The 17,647-nt window shown below is 71.0% G+C and carries 20 protein-coding genes; 5 read left to right on the top strand and 15 right to left on the bottom strand.

Features of this window, described 5'->3' with window-relative positions; translation table 11 throughout:
• The 6 genes from AB0B14_RS21055 to AB0B14_RS21030 form a co-directional block, all read right to left on the bottom strand.
• Entirely contained in the window at positions 1–1,128 is a 1,128-nt protein-coding gene (locus tag AB0B14_RS21055; protein ID WP_357523649.1) for a hypothetical protein, read from the bottom strand.
• Positions 1,125–2,549: a VWA domain-containing protein gene (locus AB0B14_RS21050; protein ID WP_357080452.1), complete on the bottom strand. Its 1,425-nt coding sequence runs from the start codon at positions 2,547–2,549 to the stop codon at positions 1,125–1,127. Before AB0B14_RS21050 ends, AB0B14_RS21055 begins: the two co-directional genes overlap by 4 nt.
• Before the next feature lie 30 nt (positions 2,550–2,579).
• Positions 2,580–4,877: a tetratricopeptide repeat protein gene (locus AB0B14_RS21045; protein ID WP_357523647.1), complete on the bottom strand. Its 2,298-nt coding sequence runs from the start codon at positions 4,875–4,877 to the stop codon at positions 2,580–2,582.
• On the bottom strand, positions 4,874–6,526 hold the full coding sequence (locus tag AB0B14_RS21040; RefSeq protein ID WP_357523646.1) for a serine protease: 1,653 nt from the start codon (positions 6,524–6,526) through the stop codon (positions 4,874–4,876). The genes AB0B14_RS21045 and AB0B14_RS21040 overlap by 4 nt, the downstream gene beginning before the upstream one ends.
• Before the next feature lie 116 nt (positions 6,527–6,642).
• Positions 6,643–7,170 (bottom strand): GNAT family protein, encoded by a 528-nt coding sequence (locus AB0B14_RS21035; RefSeq protein ID WP_357080461.1) that lies wholly within the window; start codon positions 7,168–7,170, stop codon positions 6,643–6,645.
• Positions 7,167–7,559, bottom strand: coding sequence for a helix-turn-helix domain-containing protein (locus AB0B14_RS21030; protein WP_357523644.1), 393 nt, complete (start codon positions 7,557–7,559; stop codon positions 7,167–7,169). The genes AB0B14_RS21035 and AB0B14_RS21030 overlap by 4 nt, the downstream gene beginning before the upstream one ends.
• A gap of 94 nt (positions 7,560–7,653) precedes the next feature.
• On the opposite strand from AB0B14_RS21030, the gene AB0B14_RS21025 reads away from it, so the two are divergent.
• The gene (locus AB0B14_RS21025; RefSeq protein WP_357523642.1) at positions 7,654–8,328 is read left to right on the top strand and encodes an NAD(P)H-binding protein; all 675 of its coding nucleotides are present in this window, start codon (positions 7,654–7,656) and stop codon (positions 8,326–8,328) included.
• Positions 8,329–8,382: 54 nt separating this feature from the next.
• Here AB0B14_RS21025 and AB0B14_RS21020 read toward each other — a convergent pair whose 3' ends face one another.
• Positions 8,383–9,108 (bottom strand): VOC family protein, encoded by a 726-nt coding sequence (locus AB0B14_RS21020; protein ID WP_357523640.1) that lies wholly within the window; start codon positions 9,106–9,108, stop codon positions 8,383–8,385.
• A gap of 130 nt (positions 9,109–9,238) precedes the next feature.
• Positions 9,239–9,847, bottom strand: coding sequence for a TetR/AcrR family transcriptional regulator (locus AB0B14_RS21015; RefSeq protein WP_357080474.1), 609 nt, complete (start codon positions 9,845–9,847; stop codon positions 9,239–9,241).
• 152 nt (positions 9,848–9,999) lie between these two features.
• Between AB0B14_RS21015 and AB0B14_RS21010 the strand changes: the two genes are divergently transcribed.
• The gene (locus AB0B14_RS21010; protein ID WP_357080477.1) at positions 10,000–10,749 is read left to right on the top strand and encodes an SDR family oxidoreductase; all 750 of its coding nucleotides are present in this window, start codon (positions 10,000–10,002) and stop codon (positions 10,747–10,749) included.
• Between the two features lie 62 nt (positions 10,750–10,811).
• Here AB0B14_RS21010 and AB0B14_RS21005 read toward each other — a convergent pair whose 3' ends face one another.
• Entirely contained in the window at positions 10,812–11,369 is a 558-nt protein-coding gene (locus AB0B14_RS21005; RefSeq protein WP_357080480.1) for a TetR-like C-terminal domain-containing protein, read from the bottom strand.
• Positions 11,370–11,480: 111 nt separating this feature from the next.
• Between AB0B14_RS21005 and AB0B14_RS21000 the strand changes: the two genes are divergently transcribed.
• Positions 11,481–12,197, top strand: a complete 717-nt coding sequence (locus AB0B14_RS21000) for an MBL fold metallo-hydrolase (RefSeq protein WP_357080483.1) — start codon at positions 11,481–11,483, stop codon at positions 12,195–12,197.
• Between the two features lie 18 nt (positions 12,198–12,215).
• Here the strand turns inward: AB0B14_RS21000 and AB0B14_RS20995 are convergent, their stop codons facing one another.
• The 6 genes from AB0B14_RS20995 to AB0B14_RS20970 form a co-directional block, all read right to left on the bottom strand.
• Complete coding sequence (locus AB0B14_RS20995) at positions 12,216–12,848, bottom strand: hypothetical protein (protein ID WP_357523638.1); 633 nt, start codon at positions 12,846–12,848, stop codon at positions 12,216–12,218.
• Between the two features lie 140 nt (positions 12,849–12,988).
• Complete coding sequence (locus tag AB0B14_RS20990) at positions 12,989–13,282, bottom strand: DUF6510 family protein (protein ID WP_357080490.1); 294 nt, start codon at positions 13,280–13,282, stop codon at positions 12,989–12,991.
• A 35-nt stretch (positions 13,283–13,317) separates the two neighbouring features.
• Complete coding sequence (locus AB0B14_RS20985) at positions 13,318–14,082, bottom strand: ferredoxin reductase (RefSeq protein WP_357080514.1); 765 nt, start codon at positions 14,080–14,082, stop codon at positions 13,318–13,320.
• A 7-nt stretch (positions 14,083–14,089) separates the two neighbouring features.
• On the bottom strand, positions 14,090–14,689 hold the full coding sequence (locus AB0B14_RS20980; protein ID WP_357080493.1) for a sulfite oxidase-like oxidoreductase: 600 nt from the start codon (positions 14,687–14,689) through the stop codon (positions 14,090–14,092).
• Positions 14,690–14,765: 76 nt separating this feature from the next.
• Complete coding sequence (locus AB0B14_RS20975) at positions 14,766–15,791, bottom strand: TerC/Alx family metal homeostasis membrane protein (protein ID WP_357080496.1); 1,026 nt, start codon at positions 15,789–15,791, stop codon at positions 14,766–14,768.
• 204 nt (positions 15,792–15,995) lie between these two features.
• Complete coding sequence (locus AB0B14_RS20970; protein ID WP_357523636.1) at positions 15,996–16,406, bottom strand: DUF2267 domain-containing protein; 411 nt, start codon at positions 16,404–16,406, stop codon at positions 15,996–15,998.
• Positions 16,407–16,564: 158 nt separating this feature from the next.
• Here AB0B14_RS20970 and AB0B14_RS20965 point away from each other — a divergent pair, with 158 nt between their 5' ends.
• Together AB0B14_RS20965 and AB0B14_RS20960 are read left to right on the top strand one after the other, a co-directional pair.
• Positions 16,565–16,837 carry a DUF2795 domain-containing protein gene (locus AB0B14_RS20965; protein WP_357080502.1) on the top strand — a complete coding sequence of 91 codons (273 nt, stop codon included), beginning with the start codon at positions 16,565–16,567 and terminating at the stop codon, positions 16,835–16,837.
• A gap of 42 nt (positions 16,838–16,879) precedes the next feature.
• Positions 16,880–17,542 carry a DUF1345 domain-containing protein gene (locus tag AB0B14_RS20960; protein ID WP_357080505.1) on the top strand — a complete coding sequence of 221 codons (663 nt, stop codon included), beginning with the start codon at positions 16,880–16,882 and terminating at the stop codon, positions 17,540–17,542.
• The last annotated feature ends 105 nt before the right edge of the window (positions 17,543–17,647 follow it).

Below are 17,647 nucleotides of genomic sequence, written 5' to 3'. Positions count from 1 at the left end.
TCACCGCTTCTCATATTCCGCCAGGCGGGGGTAGAGGCCCAGGAGGACCAGCCCCGCGATGACGAGCGCGAGTACGCACAGCACGATCTCACCGAAGCGGCTGTTGGCCGCCTCGTCGGCATCGTTCGTGATGTCGCGATCGGCCCTGACTTCGGCGTTGTCCGTGCTGGCAGCTTCGGCCGCGTCGGCCCCGGGCGTCGGGGGCGTGGGCGGGGGCGGGAACGGGCTGCGCAGCTCCTCGGTGGTGTCGACGCAGGCCTCGACACACTGTTTCTCCACCTGGTCCGCGAGGCCGTAAGCGGCACGGGCACCGACCTCCAAGAGCTGCCGCTTCCTGCTGTCGTCGACAGCGTGGACTCCCGCACGGGTCCGGTCCAACCTGTCCGCCGACCAGAGGCTCAGCGCGGTGAGGGCAATCATCCCCACCACCGCGACCGTGGCCAGCAACAGGGGGACGTTCACCATCCGGCGGAAGCGGCGGGTCAGGTGCAGCTGTGTCCGCACCAACAACACGCCGAGCGCGAGCAGCGGCAGCAACCAGACGGCCGCGGTCAGCCTGTTCGTCCAGCCGTTGTCCACCTGGCCGTCCAGGGCGATCAGTTGCTTGCCCCGCAGATCCTCGAGCCGGACCAGGATGTCGTTCAACAGGCTCGCCGCGTCCCGGAGAGCGGCCACCCCGAGCGCCGTCAGGCTGGCGTCCCGGAAGCGCGCGTCGGCCTGGCCGACAAGCCCGGTGTACGTGACCAGCAGCGCCTCGATCGTCTGGATGTCCTGGGTGCCCTCGTCGCCGGCCGCGTTGTTCTCCGCCACCAGAGTGAGGTATTGGCCGGCGGCCGCGATCTGGCGCTGGTAATCCACCCCGGGGCCACCGAGGACGGCACCACCCTCGACGAGATTGTTCACCGCCGCGAGGTGCGCGTTGCGCAGCGCGTCCTGCGCGTCGTAGCTGGCGAGGATCGCCGGCACGGACCGCTCCTTGGCCACGTCGGCGTTGCCGGCGACACCGAGGAAGACCGCCAGGCTGGTCGCCAGCGCCACCACCGTGAGCGCGAGCAGCCACCGCCGCAGGAGCACGAGGGTCTGCCGGGTGGTGCTGACCCCGGGTGGTGTGCGTGCGTCCGCCGTCATCGCCGCACTCTCGGCTTCGGATCCTCGTTGAACGAGTTGCCACACTTCTCGCACCGGTCCGAGTCGGGCGGCGAACTCTCCAGACAGACACCGCAGATGATGTCCGCGACGGCGGGCCCGCGTGGCACCGGCGGGTGCAGCGGGTTCTGCACCGAGTCGACGATGCTGACCTTGAGGTCGGTCTGGCTGAGATTGTCCTTGAGCCGGACGCGGCCGTCGGGCTCGATGTCCACCAGGTGCCGCAACTGCTCCAGGGCGGTCTCGTCGCGCGTCGCGGTTGCCAGCGCCACCGCTCGGGCCCACTGCTCGCGTGCCTGGTCCCAGTCGCGGCTGTCGTACGCGTCGCAGCCGGCGTTGATGGCCTGCCGGACGTCCACCTGCCCGGTCACCTGGGAGACGCTGAGATCGACTCGGGCCGACTTGGCCATGTCGACAGTCCAGTTCACCAGGACGGCCGCGGGCTTGGCCCGCACCTCCCCGTCGACCACCAGGTCCACCCGGGCGGCCGACCGGTCCTGCTCCAGGATGTCGTCGGGTGCCTCGACCCGCAGGCACAGGTGGTATTCCCTGCGCTCCGCACCCCACGAGCCCGTGGCGAACTCCCACGTCCGCTCGTCGACCCGCTCCGCGTACTCGGTGAGGTCCTGGATGGTGGGACTTGTCTGTTTGAAGAAGACCAGCTGCGCGTACGGCATGGTCCGCACCCGGATCCGAACGTCCGGCAGGAGCTTGGACAGCGCGGCGAGAACGGACTCCCGGAAGCTGGCAGCGAGGTCCGCAGGCCGCCGTACCGCCTCGGCGGTGCCGTGCAGCGCGGCGGCGATCCGCAGCAGCTCCGCGGGGTGCCAGCCCTCGCCGATGCCTCGGGGATCGCAGACGAACAGACCGGCGCAGCTGCGCAGGACGCGCTCCAGATCCTCCTTCTCCTCGTGCTCGTTGATGCCGTCGGTGAGCAGCAGCACGTGGTTGATCGTCGACGACGGCGGAAGCAGGTCACGTGCCGCCGCGAGCCAGCTGCCCATCGCCGTCCCGTCGCCGGCGTCGAGGCGGGCCACGGCGGCTCTGGCCTGTTTCCGGGTGGCCGACGAGGCGGTCGCGAGCGTCCGGGTCAGCGGGTACACCACCTTGGCCTCGTGGGTCCCCTGGATCACGGCGAACCGGACACCGTCCGGCAACACGTTGATGGCCGCCGCGGCGGCCTGCTGCGCCGCGGCCATCTTGGTCGGTGGGTCCGCCATCGACCCGGAGCAGTCGATCACCAGCACCTCGACCAGCTGGGACGGATCCGCACGGACTGGCGTGTCGTCCTCGGCCGCCGGTCCGCGTCCGGTCACCGAGAGGATCGCGTGCATCTCCCGACCGCCCACACGCAGGAACTTGTTCTGGTTGACCTCCAGGTCGAACTGGATCACGGCATCCACCGGTTCACGCTCCGTTCCGGGTCGGCTTCGTCACCATCGGGTTCGGGGTCGGACGGCGTTCGCCCGGTCGACGAGCAGGTCGTGAGCCGCCCGCCGGGCAGCGTCGAGGGTGGGACGAGCCCGCCGGGTCCGGCCCAGGCGCGCGATCACCGGGGCCGGGAGATCGGCGTGCTGCGCCTGCTGGCCCAGGGTCCGGTAGGACAGCTCCAGCAACTCACGGATGGCGCGTTGGGTCGGCGGCGCACCCAACACCGGGCCGCCGGTCAGCGTGGCGGCGTCGCCGGAACGGGCCAGGTCGAGTGCCATCTCCCGGATCGCCGTGGTCAGCCGGTCGCGCGCCTCGCCGTCAAGAGTCAGCGCGGCCAGCCGGTGCACGGCCTGGTTGAGCTCGATCGCGGTGGGTGGACCGCCGGGCAACCGGGAGGACAGCACCCGTACCGCGGCGACCCGGGCGGCGTCGTGGTGCCGGGACAGCGCCGGCACCTCGTCGAGTACGGCCACAGCCCCGGTCCGGTCGGTCGCCGCCAGGCGGAGCCGGGCCAGCCCGAAAGCGGCGCTGGCCTGGAAGGGATCGCGCTGCCAGACGGCCGCGTAGTAGCGGGCCGCCCGCACGTGGTCGCCGGCTCGCTCGGCGCAGTAGCCGAGCGCGAGTTTCGGGGCGACCTCTCCCGGGATGTCGCTGTAGACCGCGTCGAACCGCTGCTCGGCCTCGTCGACGCGGTCGGCGGCGAGCGCGAGCAGCCCGCGGTGCCAGGCGATCCGCCAGTCGACGTCGGGCTGGGTGTCGGGCACCGTCTCGGCGGCGGTCAACGCCGCTGCGGCCGAGCCGGGATCGGCCAGCGCGAGGTGTGCCCGGCACCTGCTCAGCTCGATCTCCACCGACCTCTGCTCGACCATGGCCAACTCCCGCAGGAGCGCCTGCGGGTCCGCCGGGTCGACAGTGCGGATCACGTCGACAGCCGGGTCGTCCGGGTCGGGTCGGGGCACCGCCAGGCCGAGGGCCACGTCGACGGAGGGCGGTAGGCCGTCGTCCAGCGCGGTGCTGTCGCGCGCGTCGATCCAGGTGCGTAGGGGCAGGGCGAGCCCGAGCCCGGCGTCGAGCAGTCGGGCGGAGGGCTGGAAGAGCGAGATGGGCTCGGGTTGACGCCGATCTGGTTGGCCCGCCAGGATCTCCCGCAACACTCCGAGGAGCTGCTCCGACATCTCGGTGGCGGAGGCGAACCGCCGGTCCCAGTCCGAGCGGACCGCGCGGGCGACGAGCCGGCGAAACGACTCGATGCCGAGGGCGTCCGGGCTCGCGCCGGGGGTGTCCGGGCCTGGCGTGCGGTACCGGTACAGCTCCTCCAGGGTACGACCGACGGCGAACAGGTCGGAGCGCTCGGTCGGGCCCAGGGTCTGGAATTCGGTGTGGCCGACCGAGAAGTCGTCGGAGTGCACGACCCTCTTGGGCCCGCTGTCGGCCTTACGGACCCCGCCGAGGTCGATCACCTTGATCCGGTCGGCGGTGCGCATCACGTTGTCGGGCTTCATGTCGGTGTAGAGCAACCCGCGCCGGTGCAGGTAGTGGAGTGCGGCGAGGATCTCGTGACCGTAGGCGAGGATGTGGTCGATCGGCAGCGAGACATCCGGCTGTCGCGGGTCCTTCGCGGCACCCTGCAACCTGCGCAGCGACATGCCGTCGAGGTATTCCATCACGATGTAGCTCGTGGGGCCGGCGTCCGGGTCGTCGACGGTGGCGAAGTCGGTGCTCCGCACGATGTTCGGGTGGTCCAACGCGTTGAGGAACTTGCGTTCCTCGACGGCGACATCGAGGGATGCCTCGTCGGCGGCGTGCAACACACCCTTCAACGCGACGTTGACCTGATCCTTGTGGGTGTCCTGGGCGAGGTAGAGCAGACCCTGACCGCCATAGGTCACACAGCGGATCACCCGGTAGCGGCCGGCGACGAGATCGCCGGGTCGCAGGCTGACCACGAAGTTGAACGGTGTCCGGGTCGGGCAATAGGGGCAGAACCCCTTGTCCCGGCCGGGTCGGGCGCCCCGGCTCCGACCGACCTGGTGCCCGTTGGGGCAGAAGCGGGACTCCTCGGGCACCCGGCGCAGGTGCGTGGTCACCGCGTCGGGCGGGAAGGTCAGCACCGGCAGCGAGACGAGGCCGGCCACCGTCCAGGTGTCCTGAGCGGTCGACCGGCTCGGGGCGGCAGCCGGCGTGTCGGTGTCGGTGTCGGTGTCGGTGTCGGTGGGAAGGGGCGCCAGGCCGCAGACGTCACAGAACCCGGTCTCGTCGACGGTGCCGGTGCAGCCCGGCCGGTCGCACTGTGGTGTCACGACGCGTCCCCTCCGCGTTGGCCGCCAACTCGGCGTGAAACCATTTCGGCGTATTCGCGTACCGCCGCCTCGGCGGCCACCAGCTCGCACGGCACGGCCAGGAGCAGGTCGTGCGCCCGCCGGTACGAGGTGCCGAGCGCGGGATCCTCGGCGAACCCGTGCTGCACGGCCCTCGCGCGGTAGGCACCCACCCGGCCGTCCAACTCGGACCAGAGGCCCTCGCGCGCCGCGATCTTTCGCCGGACCGACTCCACCCTGGCCAGCGCCCGGTCGGCGGCCCGCTCGGTCGAGGCGAGACGAGCGGCCACTGTGTCGCCGCCAGCGGCACGCAGCTTTGTCAGCTGGATGCGCAGGTCGGTGGCGAGGGGCTGGAGCCGGGGCACGTCGGCGACCAGGGCGGCTGCCGCGCGATATGCCCGGCGGACGGCCTCCTCGGCGGCCTGGAGGCTGGCGACGCGACGAGCCAGCAGGGTGGTGCGCAGCGCGATCGACTCGCCACTGAAGGTCAGCATTATCCGCAGATCCTGGCTGGGTGCCTGGTCGACCAGCGGAAGAATCACCTCGGACAGCAGCGCCTCAGGGTCGGCGGCCCCGTCGATGTTGTTAATGATCATCGAGTGCGGTGTCGTCTCGGCGGACCGGTAGCCGTCCGGCGCCGTGCTCGTGGCGCCGGCCCAGTCGGCGAGCCGCTGGGACACCTCTCGCGCACTTCTGCCGGTCGCGTCCACCGCGAGGTCGATGCTGCCGATGGGTGGAGCGGTGGGGTCCTGATCCGGGTCGGTCCGAGGCCGAAGCTCCCGGCTGGAGAGCACGGCCGCCCGACGCACCGCCGCGGCGATGTCGGAGTCACGATGGCCGATGACGAGGACGAGGACATTGCCGGGCGAGCCGCGACCGAAGAAGTCCGTGATCCGCTCGGTGGCCTCCCGGTTCGCCGACGTGTCACCGGCCGACCGGAAACTCGGGTCGACCGCGGGCTTCCCGGGCACCTGGCCGCTGATGGACGGGAGGCGGTTGAGGATCGTCTCGACCGGGATCATCCAGGACACCCCGCCCTGGTCGGCCCCGCCGATCGCGTGCTGGCTGCGGTCGCCGTCCAGGTATGTGCTGACCACCATCCCGACGACGTCCCCGGACTCCACATCGACAACCGCCGCGCCGCTGAAGCCGGGCCGGACCCGGGGCTGGGTCGGGCCCGAGTTCATCTGAAACCGTTCCCAACCTGCCCCGGACCGGCCCATGAGCTGGGCCTGGACGTACAGACCGTGTTCGACTCCCGCCGGGAAGCCATACATCATGACGGTGCGGTCCACCGTCACCGTGCGGCGCAGCGGTGCGAATGGGCCCTGCGACATCGGCTCCGCAAGCTCGAGCAACGCGATGTCGTCCCGTTGGTCGGTGGTGGGTGGCCACCAGCAGCCGGGCACGACCCGGGCCGACACCGTCTTGCTGCCCGGTTGGCCGAGCAGGTCGACAAGGACCTCCCAGGACGGCTCGGTGCCGGATGACTCGGTGTCGCCGCCCGCGCTGACGACGTGGGCACAGGTCAGGATGCGGCGATCACCCAACGCCAGCCCGGCACCCAGGACCTCGCCATCCGTACTTCGGACACGAACCAGCCATGGCTCATTGCCACGACTGTTCACCACCTCGCTGAGGGTAATGGAGTCGGGTCATATCCGTTGACCCCCGTCATTACGGCCGTCCCGATTTGGTGGCATTGCGGGCGGTTATTCGCTCCACCGAGCCGGCCGGTCGGCAGCCGTCAGGACACGTTCGGCGCGGTGATCGCCCAGCGCTCGTGGTCGCGCCAGGCGCCGTCAACGAACAGATAGTCTGGGGAGAAGCCCTCCAAACGGAAACCGAGCTTGCGCGCGAGCCGGCGGGATGCTTCGTTGCCCGGTTGGATGTTGGCCTCCAGCCGGTGCAGCCCGACCGTGTGGAACGCGTGGTCGAGCACCAGCGCGACACCCGCCGAGGCGTGCCCGGTCCCGCTGTACGGCTGGAACGCCGCGTAGCCCAGGTAACCGCCGCGCAGCGCGCCCAGCACGATCCCGCTGATGTTCACGTAGCCGGCGATCGCACCGCTGGCCCGGTCACAGATCAGGTAACCGGCACTGTCCCGGCGACGGATCCGCCGCAGGTAGCGGTCGTACTCCTCGGGGCTGGAGGGCGCGACCAGCCACGGGTGGTGCAGGTCCCGACTGCGCCGCGCTGCGGCGACGAACTCGTCGGAGTCGGTGGGCCGGGGCCGCCGGATCGCGGCCGGACCACCGGCACGCAGGTATCTCACGGCCGACCACGCTGACCGGTCGGTGTCGCTTCTGCCCACTCCTCCCGCGCCCTGAGCAGGGCGGGGAGATGATCTTTGCTCCAGGCTCGCGCCGCCTCGATCAGCGTCAACAGGGTGCGCCCCAGCTCGGTGAGCTCGTACTCGACGCGGGGCGGATTTTCCGGGTACGCGGTGCGCACCACCAGCCCGTCGCGTTCCATCGCCCGCAGGGTCTGCGTCAGCACCTTCGGCGTGACGGCGCGAAGGGGCACCCGGATCTCAGTGAAGCGACGCGGCCCGTTCTGCAGACAGAGCACCACCATTCCGGTCCACTTGTCACCGATCTGGAATGGCATGGCCCCGGACGGGCACATCGGATCGAACATCTCGGGATCCAGATCCGTCACCATATGCCCCAATCTATCCCAGTTCCTTTGCAGTAACCAGTATCTCGAAGATACCGTCCCTGGGGTCCACACCGGCAGCCACACAAGGGACGGATCCATGAGCAGCATTGCCATCTTCGGGGCGGGCGGCAGAGCGGGACGGGCCATCACCGCCGAGGCGCACGCCCGTGGACATCGGGTCACCGCCGTCGTCCGGAATCCGGAGACGACAGGCGACATCGGTACGGACGGCGTCACGGTGGTGCGGGGCGACGTCACCGACCCGCACTCCACGTTCACCATCTCCCGTGGTCACGACGCCGTGGTCAGCACGGTCAGCCCCGCGTCCGGACCCGAGGCCCTGGCTGCCCTCGGCCGCCTCGACGACCAGTTCTACGTCGACGCCGTCGACGCGCTCCTGCACGGACTGACCGAGGCCGGAGTGCGGCGCCTCGTCCTCATCGGGCTCTTCGCCAACCTCCGCGACGAGCACGACCGTCTGATCCTGGACGACCCCGCGGCGTTCCCGAGCCACCTGCGCCCGTTCGCCCTGTCGCACACCGCCGGCCTGGACCGACTCCGCGCGGCGGACACCGCCGTCGACTGGCTCATGCTCACCCCACCGGCGATGTTGGACGCGGCGGGCCCCCGACTGGGCCGGTACCAGGTCGGCGGGGACTCGGTCCCCCCGTCGGGATCCACGACCCTGTCGTACGCCGACCTCGCGGTTGCGGTGATCGACGAGATCGAAGCCCCCCGGCACCATCGCACCCGCGTCTCGGTCTTCGACTGACGTACGCCGTCGCGGCCCACGCCGGGTGGCAGCCCGGCGGGCGCTTCCGGCCCGTCAGCGGGGCGTCCGGAGCCAGAACTCCCCGCCGTCCGGGTCGGCCATCAGCACCCGGCCGCCGGCATCGCTCTGGTCGGCGTCGACGACCGTCGCTCCGAGCGAGACCAGACGGTCGATCTCCGCCCGCCGGTCGACGTCGGCGGCCGGGGCGATGTCCAACCGCACCCGGTCCCGGCCCCCGTTCGGCATGTACGGCGGACCGCCCCACGAGATCTTCGTACCGCCCTGGGGTGACTGGATCGCGGTCTCCTCGTCCTGGTCCCAGACCAGCGGCCACCCCAACGCCGCACTCCAGAAGTAGCCGACCTTCGGCGAGCCGTCGCAGGCGAGTGCGCCGATCGGCCCGCAGCCGGCGAGGAAATTGTTGCCCGGCCCGATCACGTCGAACTCGTTGCCCTCGGGGTCGGCGAGCACCACGTGGTCGTCCGCCGGGTCCTGGCCGATGTCGATGTGTTGCCCGCCGAGCTCCAGTGCCCGGGCCACCGACCGTCGCTGGTCCTCCAGCGAGCTGCTCGTCAGGTCGAAGTGCATCCGGTTCTGGACGACCTTGGGCCGCTCGTTCGGGGCGAAGCGGATCCGGAACTCGGTGTCGGTGGTGGGCAGGACCAGGACGCCGTCGTGTGGGTCGTCGACCATCTGCCGACCGAGGAGCCCGGACCAGAACCCCGCGAGTCGCAGGGGCTGGCGCGCGTCGAAGGTGATCGCGAACAGGTGTGCCGTCATCGCTACGTCGTCTCCCCTTCGGACCGGACGCCGTGCCGGCCGTTGGAGCGGAAGCCTAGGGATGAGCCGGGTCACCCGCACCCGAGTTTCCGGCGCGGCGGCGGGCGCGCGTCGGGAGGTCGCGCTCCGGTCAGCGGACGGGATACGCCGCGACGGTGAAGGCGTGCAGCGCGATCTCGGCCGACTGTTCCAGATGGCCGCGTGGTGCACCGGCTGCCGCGTGCACGGCCTGCCCCTCGGTGACGACGCTGAGAAAGCGGGCCAGGGCGGCGGGGTCGGCCTCGGGGGGGAGGTCACCCTCGTCGACGGCGCGGGCGAAACGGGCGGCCAGCGCATGCTCGCCGGTCAGCCGGCTGGCCGCCAGGAATTCGGCGATGGCCGCGTTGTCGGTGCTGCAGGCGGTGGCGCCCTGGATGGAGAGACAACCGGCGGGACGCTCGGGTCGGGTCAGCGCCACCGCGTTCTCCCGGAGCAACACGGCCGCCACGTCCCGGGCGGTGGGCTGGTCCAACGCGTCGCGCGCGTACGCCATCTCGACGTCCGCGTAGCGGGTCACCACCTTGCGGAACAGGCCCTCCTTGTTGCCGAATGCCGCGTAGAGGCTGGGCTTGTTGATGCCCATGGCCCCGGTGAGCTCGGTCAGCGAGGCGCCCTCGTAGCCGTGCCGCCAGAACACCTCCATCGCCCGGTCCAGGGCGTCGTCGGTGTCGAAACCACGCGGTCGTCCGGTTTGGGTCATGCCCTCCGCCCTCTCGTCGCGCCCCACTCTACCGTCGGGCGAAACCGATCGGTACAGAAGTTTGGGGAATGGCGGCGGACCCTGCTAGCTTTCATTTCGTACCGAGCGGTACAGAACAGCGACTAGGACACCAACCCCGAGGAGTACGAATCATGGCTCAGCTCAACGGCAAGACCGCCCTGGTCACCGGTGGCACCACCGGCATCGGCCTGGCCACGGCCCGCCGCTTCGCGGCCGAGGGAGCGCACGTCTTCGTCACCGGCCGCCGCCAGCAGCAGCTGGACGAGGCCGTGCGGGCCATCGGCCCGAACGCCACGGGAATTCGCAGCGACGTGAGCGACCTCGACGACCTCGACCGCGTCTTCGCGGCGATCACGGCCCACGGCGCCGGCCTGGACGTGCTGTTCGCCAACGCCGGTGGAGGGGAGTTCGCCGCGCTGGGCGCCATCACCGTCGAGCACTACGCGGACGCCTTCGACCGCAACGTGCGCGGCACCATGTTCACCGTCCAGAAGGCCCTACCGGTGCTCAACGACGGCGCGTCGATCATCCTGACCGGCTCGACCGCGGCGACGAAGGGCACCCCCGCCTTCGGGGTCTACGCCGCCTCCAAGGCCGCCATCCGCTCGTTCGGTCGCACCTGGGCCGCCGAGCTGACCGACCGCCGGATCCGGGTCAACACCCTCATCCCGGGCCCGACCGAGACTCCGGGCATCACCGGGCTGGCCGCCAGCCCGCAGGAGGCCACCGCGCTGGTGCAGACGCTCGCCTCCAGTGTGCCGATGGGCCGGATGGGCCAGCCGGAGGAGATCGCGAACGCCGCGCTGTTCCTGGCCACCGACCAGAGCAGCTTCATGACCGGCGGCGAGATCTTCGTCGACGGCGGCGCGAACCAGATCTGACCGAAGCGCTGCGCGGGCCACGTTGATCCGTCAGGGCGGCGTGCCCCGCCAGCGACCGACTCTCATCGGGCGAGGGCGTCGGCGAGGCGGGCGATGCCGAACTCGTACGCCTGGTCGACGTCGCCGCCCAACGTGAAGGCTCCGGCCAGTTCCATGCTGACGAATCCGTTCGCCCAGGCGGTGAGCGTGCGTGCGGCGTCCAGGGCGTGGTGTTCGCCGGCGAGGTTCGTGGTCACCCGCAGCACGGGTTCGACGGCGGCGGTGAGGGTTTCGATGCTGGGCCCGGCGAGGTCCGATCGTGGGGCGAAGATCAACTGGTAGCCCCTCGGCCGGTCGTGCGCGAACGCCCGAAAGGCGCGGGCCAGCTCGGCCAGTTCACGGCGTGGGTCGGTGCCGGCACCGATCGCCGCGAGCCGTTCGCCGAGGTCGCGGACTGTGGCTTCGGTGATGAGGCGGACCAGGTCGTCGCGGTTTCGCACCCGCTTGTAGAGCGAGGGTGCGCGCACGCCGACCCGGTCGGCGACGGCCTGCATGGTCAGGCCGGCGACGCCCGCCGCCTCCAGGATGTCGCGTCCCGCGTGGACGATGGCGTCGAGGGAGGTCCGATCGGGCGTCGGCATGCCACTTCCCTCCGGATCATGAGGTCGATGCGATGGCTATTGACCATAGCCATGATGGCTACGTAGCATAGCCATCATGCAGACGATAGCAATCCCGGCACCGGTGTGGCGATGAGGCTCGGCCCGCACCTGCGCCGAATCGGCAACGACATCGTGGCCGTCTACCTCGTCGACACCGACGAGGGTGTGACAGTCATCGACGCCGGCCTGGCCGGGCACTGGCGCGAACTGCTGGCCGAGCTGTCGGACCTGGGCCGCTCGGTGGACGACATCCGCGGCGTCGTCCTCACCCACGGCGACACCGACCACCTCGGATTCGCCGAACGGCTCCGGCGCGACCACGGTGTGCCGATCTACGTGCACGAGGCGGACGCCGCCCGCGCGCGCGGCGAGGTCAAGGCCGACACCTCGTGGGGCACGATGAAGCTCGGCGCGACGGCCGGCTTCTTCTGGTACGCGATGCGCAGGGGCGGGCTTCGCACCACCCACCTCACCGAGGTCGTCGCCGTGCACGACGGCCAGGTGCTCGACCTGCCGGGCGCGCCGCGCGTCATCGGAGTCCCCGGGCACTCCCCCGGCAGCATCGCCATCCACGTGCCGATCGCCGACGCCGTCTTCGTCGGCGACGCCATGACCACCCGGCACGTGCTGACCGGCCAGCGAGGCCCGCAACCCGCGCCCTTCACCGACGACCCCCACCAGGCGCTGGCGTCGCTGCGCCACCTGGAGGACGTCCAGGCATCGTGGGTGTTACCGGGTCACGGCACGCCGTGGTCCGGTGGTGTCGCCGAGGCGATCCGCGCGATCAGGACCGTCGCCAGATCCTGAGCCGGCCAGGCCGATTCGTCAGAGCGGGTCGGGGAGAGGTTTGCGGCTCAGCGATTCTCGCCTGCTCAGGTTGCCCAGCGCCAGGGCACAGTAGAACAGGACTGTCAACGCGACGATCATGGGAAACCTCTCCGCGATGCTTCGCACTGGGAGGGTGCCGTGGTCCTGGGAGTAGGCGACGGCCGTGGGGTGCAGCGCGATGGCGACCAGGGCCGGGCCCACCGAGATGAGCGCCAGCCAGCGGAGCGGCCTCCGGACGGCCAGCCACGTCGCGGACAGACGCCCGATCTGGTAGATGATGATCAAGATGATCGGCAGCGCCACTGTCGTGTGCAGGCGCGCGGCGAGGGCCACCGCGTGGTCGGGAGAACGACCGGGCGGGATCGACGGCACGAACCCGGCGACGAGCCCGCTCACCATGGCGTTGCCGAACCAGGTCAGGACGACCAGCGCCAGCACGCGACGGGCCAGCCTCGAACGCGGCACGGGCTCCATTGTCGACACGACATTCTCCCGGACGGCACGCCAGAGCATCAACACGCCGACCAACGCCGCCGCCGCGGCCGCCCAATCCGCCGCACGCTCCTCGGCGATACCGACCCGACTCAGGGCGACAAAGGCGGCCAGCAGCACCAATACGGTTGCCCACACGACCGCAGTATCGTCTGGGCGCGCAAGCGCCGGATGGCCTCGAAACGACCGCCCAGCGGGCACGCGCCGGGCGCGGGTCGGGTCACGGACGCGCGCGGGACGCGGATCGGGCGCGGACGCGGGTAAGCCGGGTCGATCCGTCAGAGCGGGCTGGGGAACGGCTGTTCCATCGGCATCGGCACCTGGAGGAAGGTGGTGCCGCGCAGGTCCAGCCAGGCCCGGTCCGGGCCGCGGACCAGTCGCAGCATCACCGCCTCGCAGGACGGGCAGCGGGCGACCAGGCCCGGGGCGTGCGAGTAGACGTGCAGGCTGGCCATCGAGCCGGTCGTCCCGCAGTTTTCGCAGCGGCCCATCGCGGTGCTCAGGTCGACGGTGAACAGCTCACGCATCGGGCCGTCGAGCATGTTGCCGTCCAGGTACGACATCTCGGTCATCGGATCTCCTCGGCGGTACGGGAGCGGGCGGGCGGTCAGCCGGTGGGGCCGAAGCGTTCGGTCTTGACCCGCCGCGACGGGTGACCCAGCCCCACCAGCAGGTCGGCCACGGTCTCCACGAACGCGGTCGGGCCGCAGACGTAGGTGAGCGGTTCCAGGTCCGGCGGCCAGCCGTGCGTGTTGACGTCGGCCAGCCCGATCCGGTGTGGCTCACCGCGCCAGCCCTCGGGCGCCTCGCGGGTGTAGACGTACGCGATGTCCAGGCCGAAGTCGTCGCGGACCCGGCGGCGCAGCTCGTCGGCGTAGATCACGTCGCCCGGCGTCCGCACCGAGTAGATCAGCCGAAACGGCGCCCTGCTGCCGGTCGCCCGCCGGGCCCGGATCATCGCCATCAGCGGCACGATGCCGGAACCACCGGCGACCAGCTGCACCGGCGCGGTCTCCTCGGGCCGCCAGATGAACCAGCCACCGAGCGGTCCGCGGACCTCCACCGGGTCGCCGTCGGCGAAGACGTCGATGAGGTACGGGGACACCTCGCCGTCGGGCACCCGCTGCACGGTCACCTCGATGCGCGGCCCGCCCGGGCCGTCCACCACCGGCCCGGCGATCGAGTACGACCGGGCCGCCTGGTAGCCGTCCGGCGCGGTGAGCCGCACGTCGACGTGCTGCCCCGGCAGGTGCCCCGGCCAGTCCGGCACCTCCAGCACCAGGGTCTGCGCGGTCGGTGTCTCCACCCGCCGCTGCACCAGCCGGCTGACGTGCCACTTGTTGGGCGCCCGGGCCGGCGTGCTCGTCGCCACGGCGCGCTCAGTCACCCTGGTACCGCTGTTCGCGCCACGGGTCGCCGTAGTCGTGGTAGCCGGCGGTCTCCCAGAAACCGGGCTCGTCCATCGTCTTGAGCCGGAGGCCGCGGACCCACTTGGCGGACTTCCAGAAGTACAGGTGCGGCACCAGCAGCCGTGCCGGCCCACCGTGCTCGGCGGGCAGCGGCGCACCGTCGAAGGTGTGCGCCACCCAGGCCCGACCGCCGCGCAGGTCGTCCAGCGGCAGGTTGGTGGTGTACCCGCCGTAGGAGTGCGCCAGCGCGAAGTGCGCGCCGGTGTCGACACCGTCGAGCAGCGTGTCCAGCGAGACGCCCTGCCAGGTGGTGCCGAGTTTGGACCAGCGGGTGACGCAGTGGATGTCCACCATCGGCGTCTCCTGCGGCAGGGCCATCAGCTCCTGCCACGACCACCGGTGCTCGCTGCCGTTCTCGGCGCTGATGACGAACTCCCAGGTGTCCAGGGAGACCCGGGGTGTCGGGCCGGCCGAGAGCACCGGGAAGTCCTCGGTCAGGTACTGACCGGGTGGCAGGGCCGGCTCCTGCGTTCGGGGCCGACCCTGAAAGCCCGGTGACACGATTCCCATGGCACAGTCGTACCACCCGCGCCGGCCCGGACGGGAGCTTTCCGGCGTACCTCCCGGTCGGCGCGGCGCGGCGCGGTCAGCGCCGCTCGGTGACGACCTCGCGGTCCTCGGGCACGTCGCCGCCCCGGGTGGCGCGCAGGCTGGTCAGCGTGACCACCACCAGCACACCGATGATCACGCCGAGTGAGGCCAGGGTGGGGATCTGCGGCACGCTGTCCCAGATGCCGTGCGCCCAGTGCAGACCCAGCTTGAGGCCGATGAACGCCAGGATGACGGCCAGGCCGTAGCTGAGGTGCACCAGCCGGCTCAGGGCCGCGTGCAGGACGAAGTAGAGCGCCCGCAGGCCGAGCAGGGCGAACGCGTTGGTGGCGAAGACCAGGTACGGGTCCTCGGTGATGCCGTAGACCGCCGGCACCGAGTCGACCGCGAAGACGATGTCGGTGGCCAGCACCGCCACCACCACCAGGGCGAACGGGGTGAGAGCCCGCTTCGCGCCCTGCCGGACGGTCATCCTGGTGCCGTGGTACTCGTCGACCACCGGCATGACCTTGCGCAGCAGCCGCACCGAGCGCATCTTGTTGATGTCGACTTCCTGCTGGTGCCCGGACATGGCGTCGCGCAGCAGCTTCACCGCCGTGGCGATGAGGATGATCGCGAAGAGCAGGAAGGCGAAGTCGAGGGTCTGCAGGGCGGCCGCGCCGAGGGCGATGAACACGGCCCGCAGCACCAGCGCGCCGGCGATGCCGTAGAGCAGCACCCGCTGGGCGAGCACCGCCGGCACCGCGAACGCGGCCAGCAGCAGCATGAAGACGAAGAGGTTGTCGACCGAGAGCGACTTCTCCACCAGGTAACCGGTCAGGTACTCCACACCCTGCTGAGAGCCGAAGCGGGCCCAGAGCCAGCCACCGAACGCCAGCGGCAGGGCGATGTAGAACGCCGACCAACCGATGGCCTCCCGCATGGACACCTCGTGCGGGCGGCGGGTGACCAGGAAATCAAGCACCAACAGCAGGAGTACGCCGACGATGGTCACCGCCCACAGCGTGGGCGTGCCCACCGACGCCAGGTCGCTGGCAGCGGACAGATATGACACGTCACTCATTGGGGTCTCCTCGAACACCGTCATGTTCGAGGTCTCCTTCACCCATCACCTGATGGGCAACCACCCGAGGCGCGCCGGGCGCGCCGTACTGACCGGAATGGTTCGTGGGAAGTACTCCCCTCGCACGACAAGGTTAGGCCCTGCCGAATCGGCATGCCAAGCGGGACATCGATGGTTGCCCTGGTAAACCGCTGTGTGCCCCGGTCAGACGCGGCGCAGCGTCGCCCCCGGAGCCATCGCCTGCTCCACCAGGCCCCGATAGTCACGCGGCAGTTGCGTGACCACGTCATCGAACTCACCACCGGTGATCGCCTCACGCAACGTGGTGAAAACCGCCCGCGTGGCGTCCCCGGCGGCCGGCTCCGGCACGCGTGCGCGCAACGCCACCCGGGCGACGAACTCGGCCGCCCCGAACCGGTCCGCCTGCTCGGTGCTCGGGCTCGGCTTGAGCACGAGTTGCAACGGTTGGGGCAACTGGGCCGCGAGGTCCAGGACCTCACCGCCGGTCAGCCGCTCGGCGAACGTCTCCAACACGGCCCGGGTCAGCTCGACCGCCCGCTCGGACGACGTCGCGGTGCGCTGGGAAACCTGGTCGATGAAGGTGTCGTAGTTCATCGCGTACTCCCTTGAGGCTCACGTCGGCGCCTGCGGGTACCCGCGGCGGCCGCGGGGAAACGGCGCCGGCATTTCTCCCTGGGGTGGGCGTGACCGGCCGGCGGACGGGTAACCGCCGCCGGTCGTGACCACATCGATGCCCCGAGGGAGCCCACGCCATGGCGAGCTACGCCGACGTCCTGCAGTACCTGTCGAGCCTGGACTACCCGGCCGAGAAGAGCGACGTGGTCCGCGAGGCCGAACGAGAGGGTGCCCCGCCGGACGTGCTGAAGGCGTTGCGGGCCCTGCCACCGGTGGACTACGCCAACGGCACCGAGGTGGCCCGGTCGGCCGGCATCGAGGCCGCGCCCGAGGTGGGCCCCGCCCAGCGGGCCGAGCAGGCCCGGGACAAGACGCACAACCGGGTCTCGCAGCACCTACGCGGCATCTGACCCGACGGTGGCGGCCACGGCTGCGACACACGGCGTACACCGATGACCCGGCCGCCGTCGCGCCCGCCCGACGTGCGCTTCCCGGCCGCCGTGCAGCTCGCCGTGGTGGCGGTGGTCGGCGTCATCGCCGGTTGCCTCTTCGCGCTGCTGCTGCCGCTGCCGCTCGCCGCGCTCGCCGGCTGGGACGTCGGCGCGCTGAGCTGGCTCACGCTGGTCTGGCGCAAGCTCTGGCCGATGGACGCCGAGCGGACCGCCCGGCTGGCCGTACACGAGGACCCGAACCGGGCGATCCGGGACGCGGTGCTGCTCGTCGCCTGCCTGGCCAGCCTGCTCGCCGTGGGACTGGTGGTGGCCAGCGCCCAGAGCGCGCCACCCGGCCTCGGCCGGGAAGCACACGGCGGGCTGGGCGTGCTCAGCGTGGTGCTCTCCTGGTTCGTGGTGCACACCGTGTTCGCCGCCCGGTACGCCCGGATCTACTACACGGGCCCGGACGGCGGGGTGAACTTCAACCAACCCGACCCGCCGTGCTACTCCGACTTCGCGTACGTCGCGTTCACCATCGGGACGACGTTCCAGATCTCCGACACCAACCTGACAAGCAACGAGATGCGTCGCACGGTGCTGCGGCACTCGATGGTGTCGTACCTGTTCGGCGCCTTCATCATCGCCGTGACCGTGAACCTGCTCGCCGGTCTGGCGCGCTGAGGGCTTTGCCCGTCCGGCCGGGTGCGCCCGGGGCTGGTCCGGGCGGGCGGGGTGCGGAGTGGGCGCGTCAGGCCGAGGGTTGCGCTGGCCCCGGGGACGGCACGG

Origin of the sequence: Micromonospora sp. NPDC049171 (assembly GCF_040648275.1) — a bacterium.
Classification (GTDB): Bacteria; Actinomycetota; Actinomycetes; order Mycobacteriales; family Micromonosporaceae; genus Micromonospora.
The sequence above is the reverse complement of the archived record's forward strand: the minus strand, read 5'-3'. Positions and strand labels throughout refer to the sequence as shown.

What these genes read in the sequence shown, in the direction of transcription:
- AB0B14_RS21055 (WP_357523649.1), bottom strand. Translation starts at nt 1,128, where the DNA reads ATGACGGCGGACGCACGCACACCACCCGGGGTCAGCACCACCCGGCAG.
- AB0B14_RS21030 (WP_357523644.1), bottom strand. Translation starts at nt 7,559, where the DNA reads ATGGTGACGGATCTGGATCCCGAGATGTTCGATCCGATGTGCCCGTCC.
- AB0B14_RS21025 (WP_357523642.1), top strand. Translation starts at nt 7,654, where the DNA reads ATGAGCAGCATTGCCATCTTCGGGGCGGGCGGCAGAGCGGGACGGGCC.
- AB0B14_RS21020 (WP_357523640.1), bottom strand. Translation starts at nt 9,108, where the DNA reads ATGACGGCACACCTGTTCGCGATCACCTTCGACGCGCGCCAGCCCCTG.
- AB0B14_RS21015 (WP_357080474.1), bottom strand. Translation starts at nt 9,847, where the DNA reads ATGACCCAAACCGGACGACCGCGTGGTTTCGACACCGACGACGCCCTG.
- AB0B14_RS21010 (WP_357080477.1), top strand. Translation starts at nt 10,000, where the DNA reads ATGGCTCAGCTCAACGGCAAGACCGCCCTGGTCACCGGTGGCACCACC.
- AB0B14_RS21005 (WP_357080480.1), bottom strand. Translation starts at nt 11,369, where the DNA reads ATGCCGACGCCCGATCGGACCTCCCTCGACGCCATCGTCCACGCGGGA.
- AB0B14_RS21000 (WP_357080483.1), top strand. Translation starts at nt 11,481, where the DNA reads ATGAGGCTCGGCCCGCACCTGCGCCGAATCGGCAACGACATCGTGGCC.
- AB0B14_RS20990 (WP_357080490.1), bottom strand. Translation starts at nt 13,282, where the DNA reads ATGACCGAGATGTCGTACCTGGACGGCAACATGCTCGACGGCCCGATG.
- AB0B14_RS20980 (WP_357080493.1), bottom strand. Translation starts at nt 14,689, where the DNA reads ATGGGAATCGTGTCACCGGGCTTTCAGGGTCGGCCCCGAACGCAGGAG.
- AB0B14_RS20975 (WP_357080496.1), bottom strand. Translation starts at nt 15,791, where the DNA reads ATGAGTGACGTGTCATATCTGTCCGCTGCCAGCGACCTGGCGTCGGTG.
- AB0B14_RS20970 (WP_357523636.1), bottom strand. Translation starts at nt 16,406, where the DNA reads ATGAACTACGACACCTTCATCGACCAGGTTTCCCAGCGCACCGCGACG.
- AB0B14_RS20965 (WP_357080502.1), top strand. Translation starts at nt 16,565, where the DNA reads ATGGCGAGCTACGCCGACGTCCTGCAGTACCTGTCGAGCCTGGACTAC.
- AB0B14_RS20960 (WP_357080505.1), top strand. Translation starts at nt 16,880, where the DNA reads ATGACCCGGCCGCCGTCGCGCCCGCCCGACGTGCGCTTCCCGGCCGCC.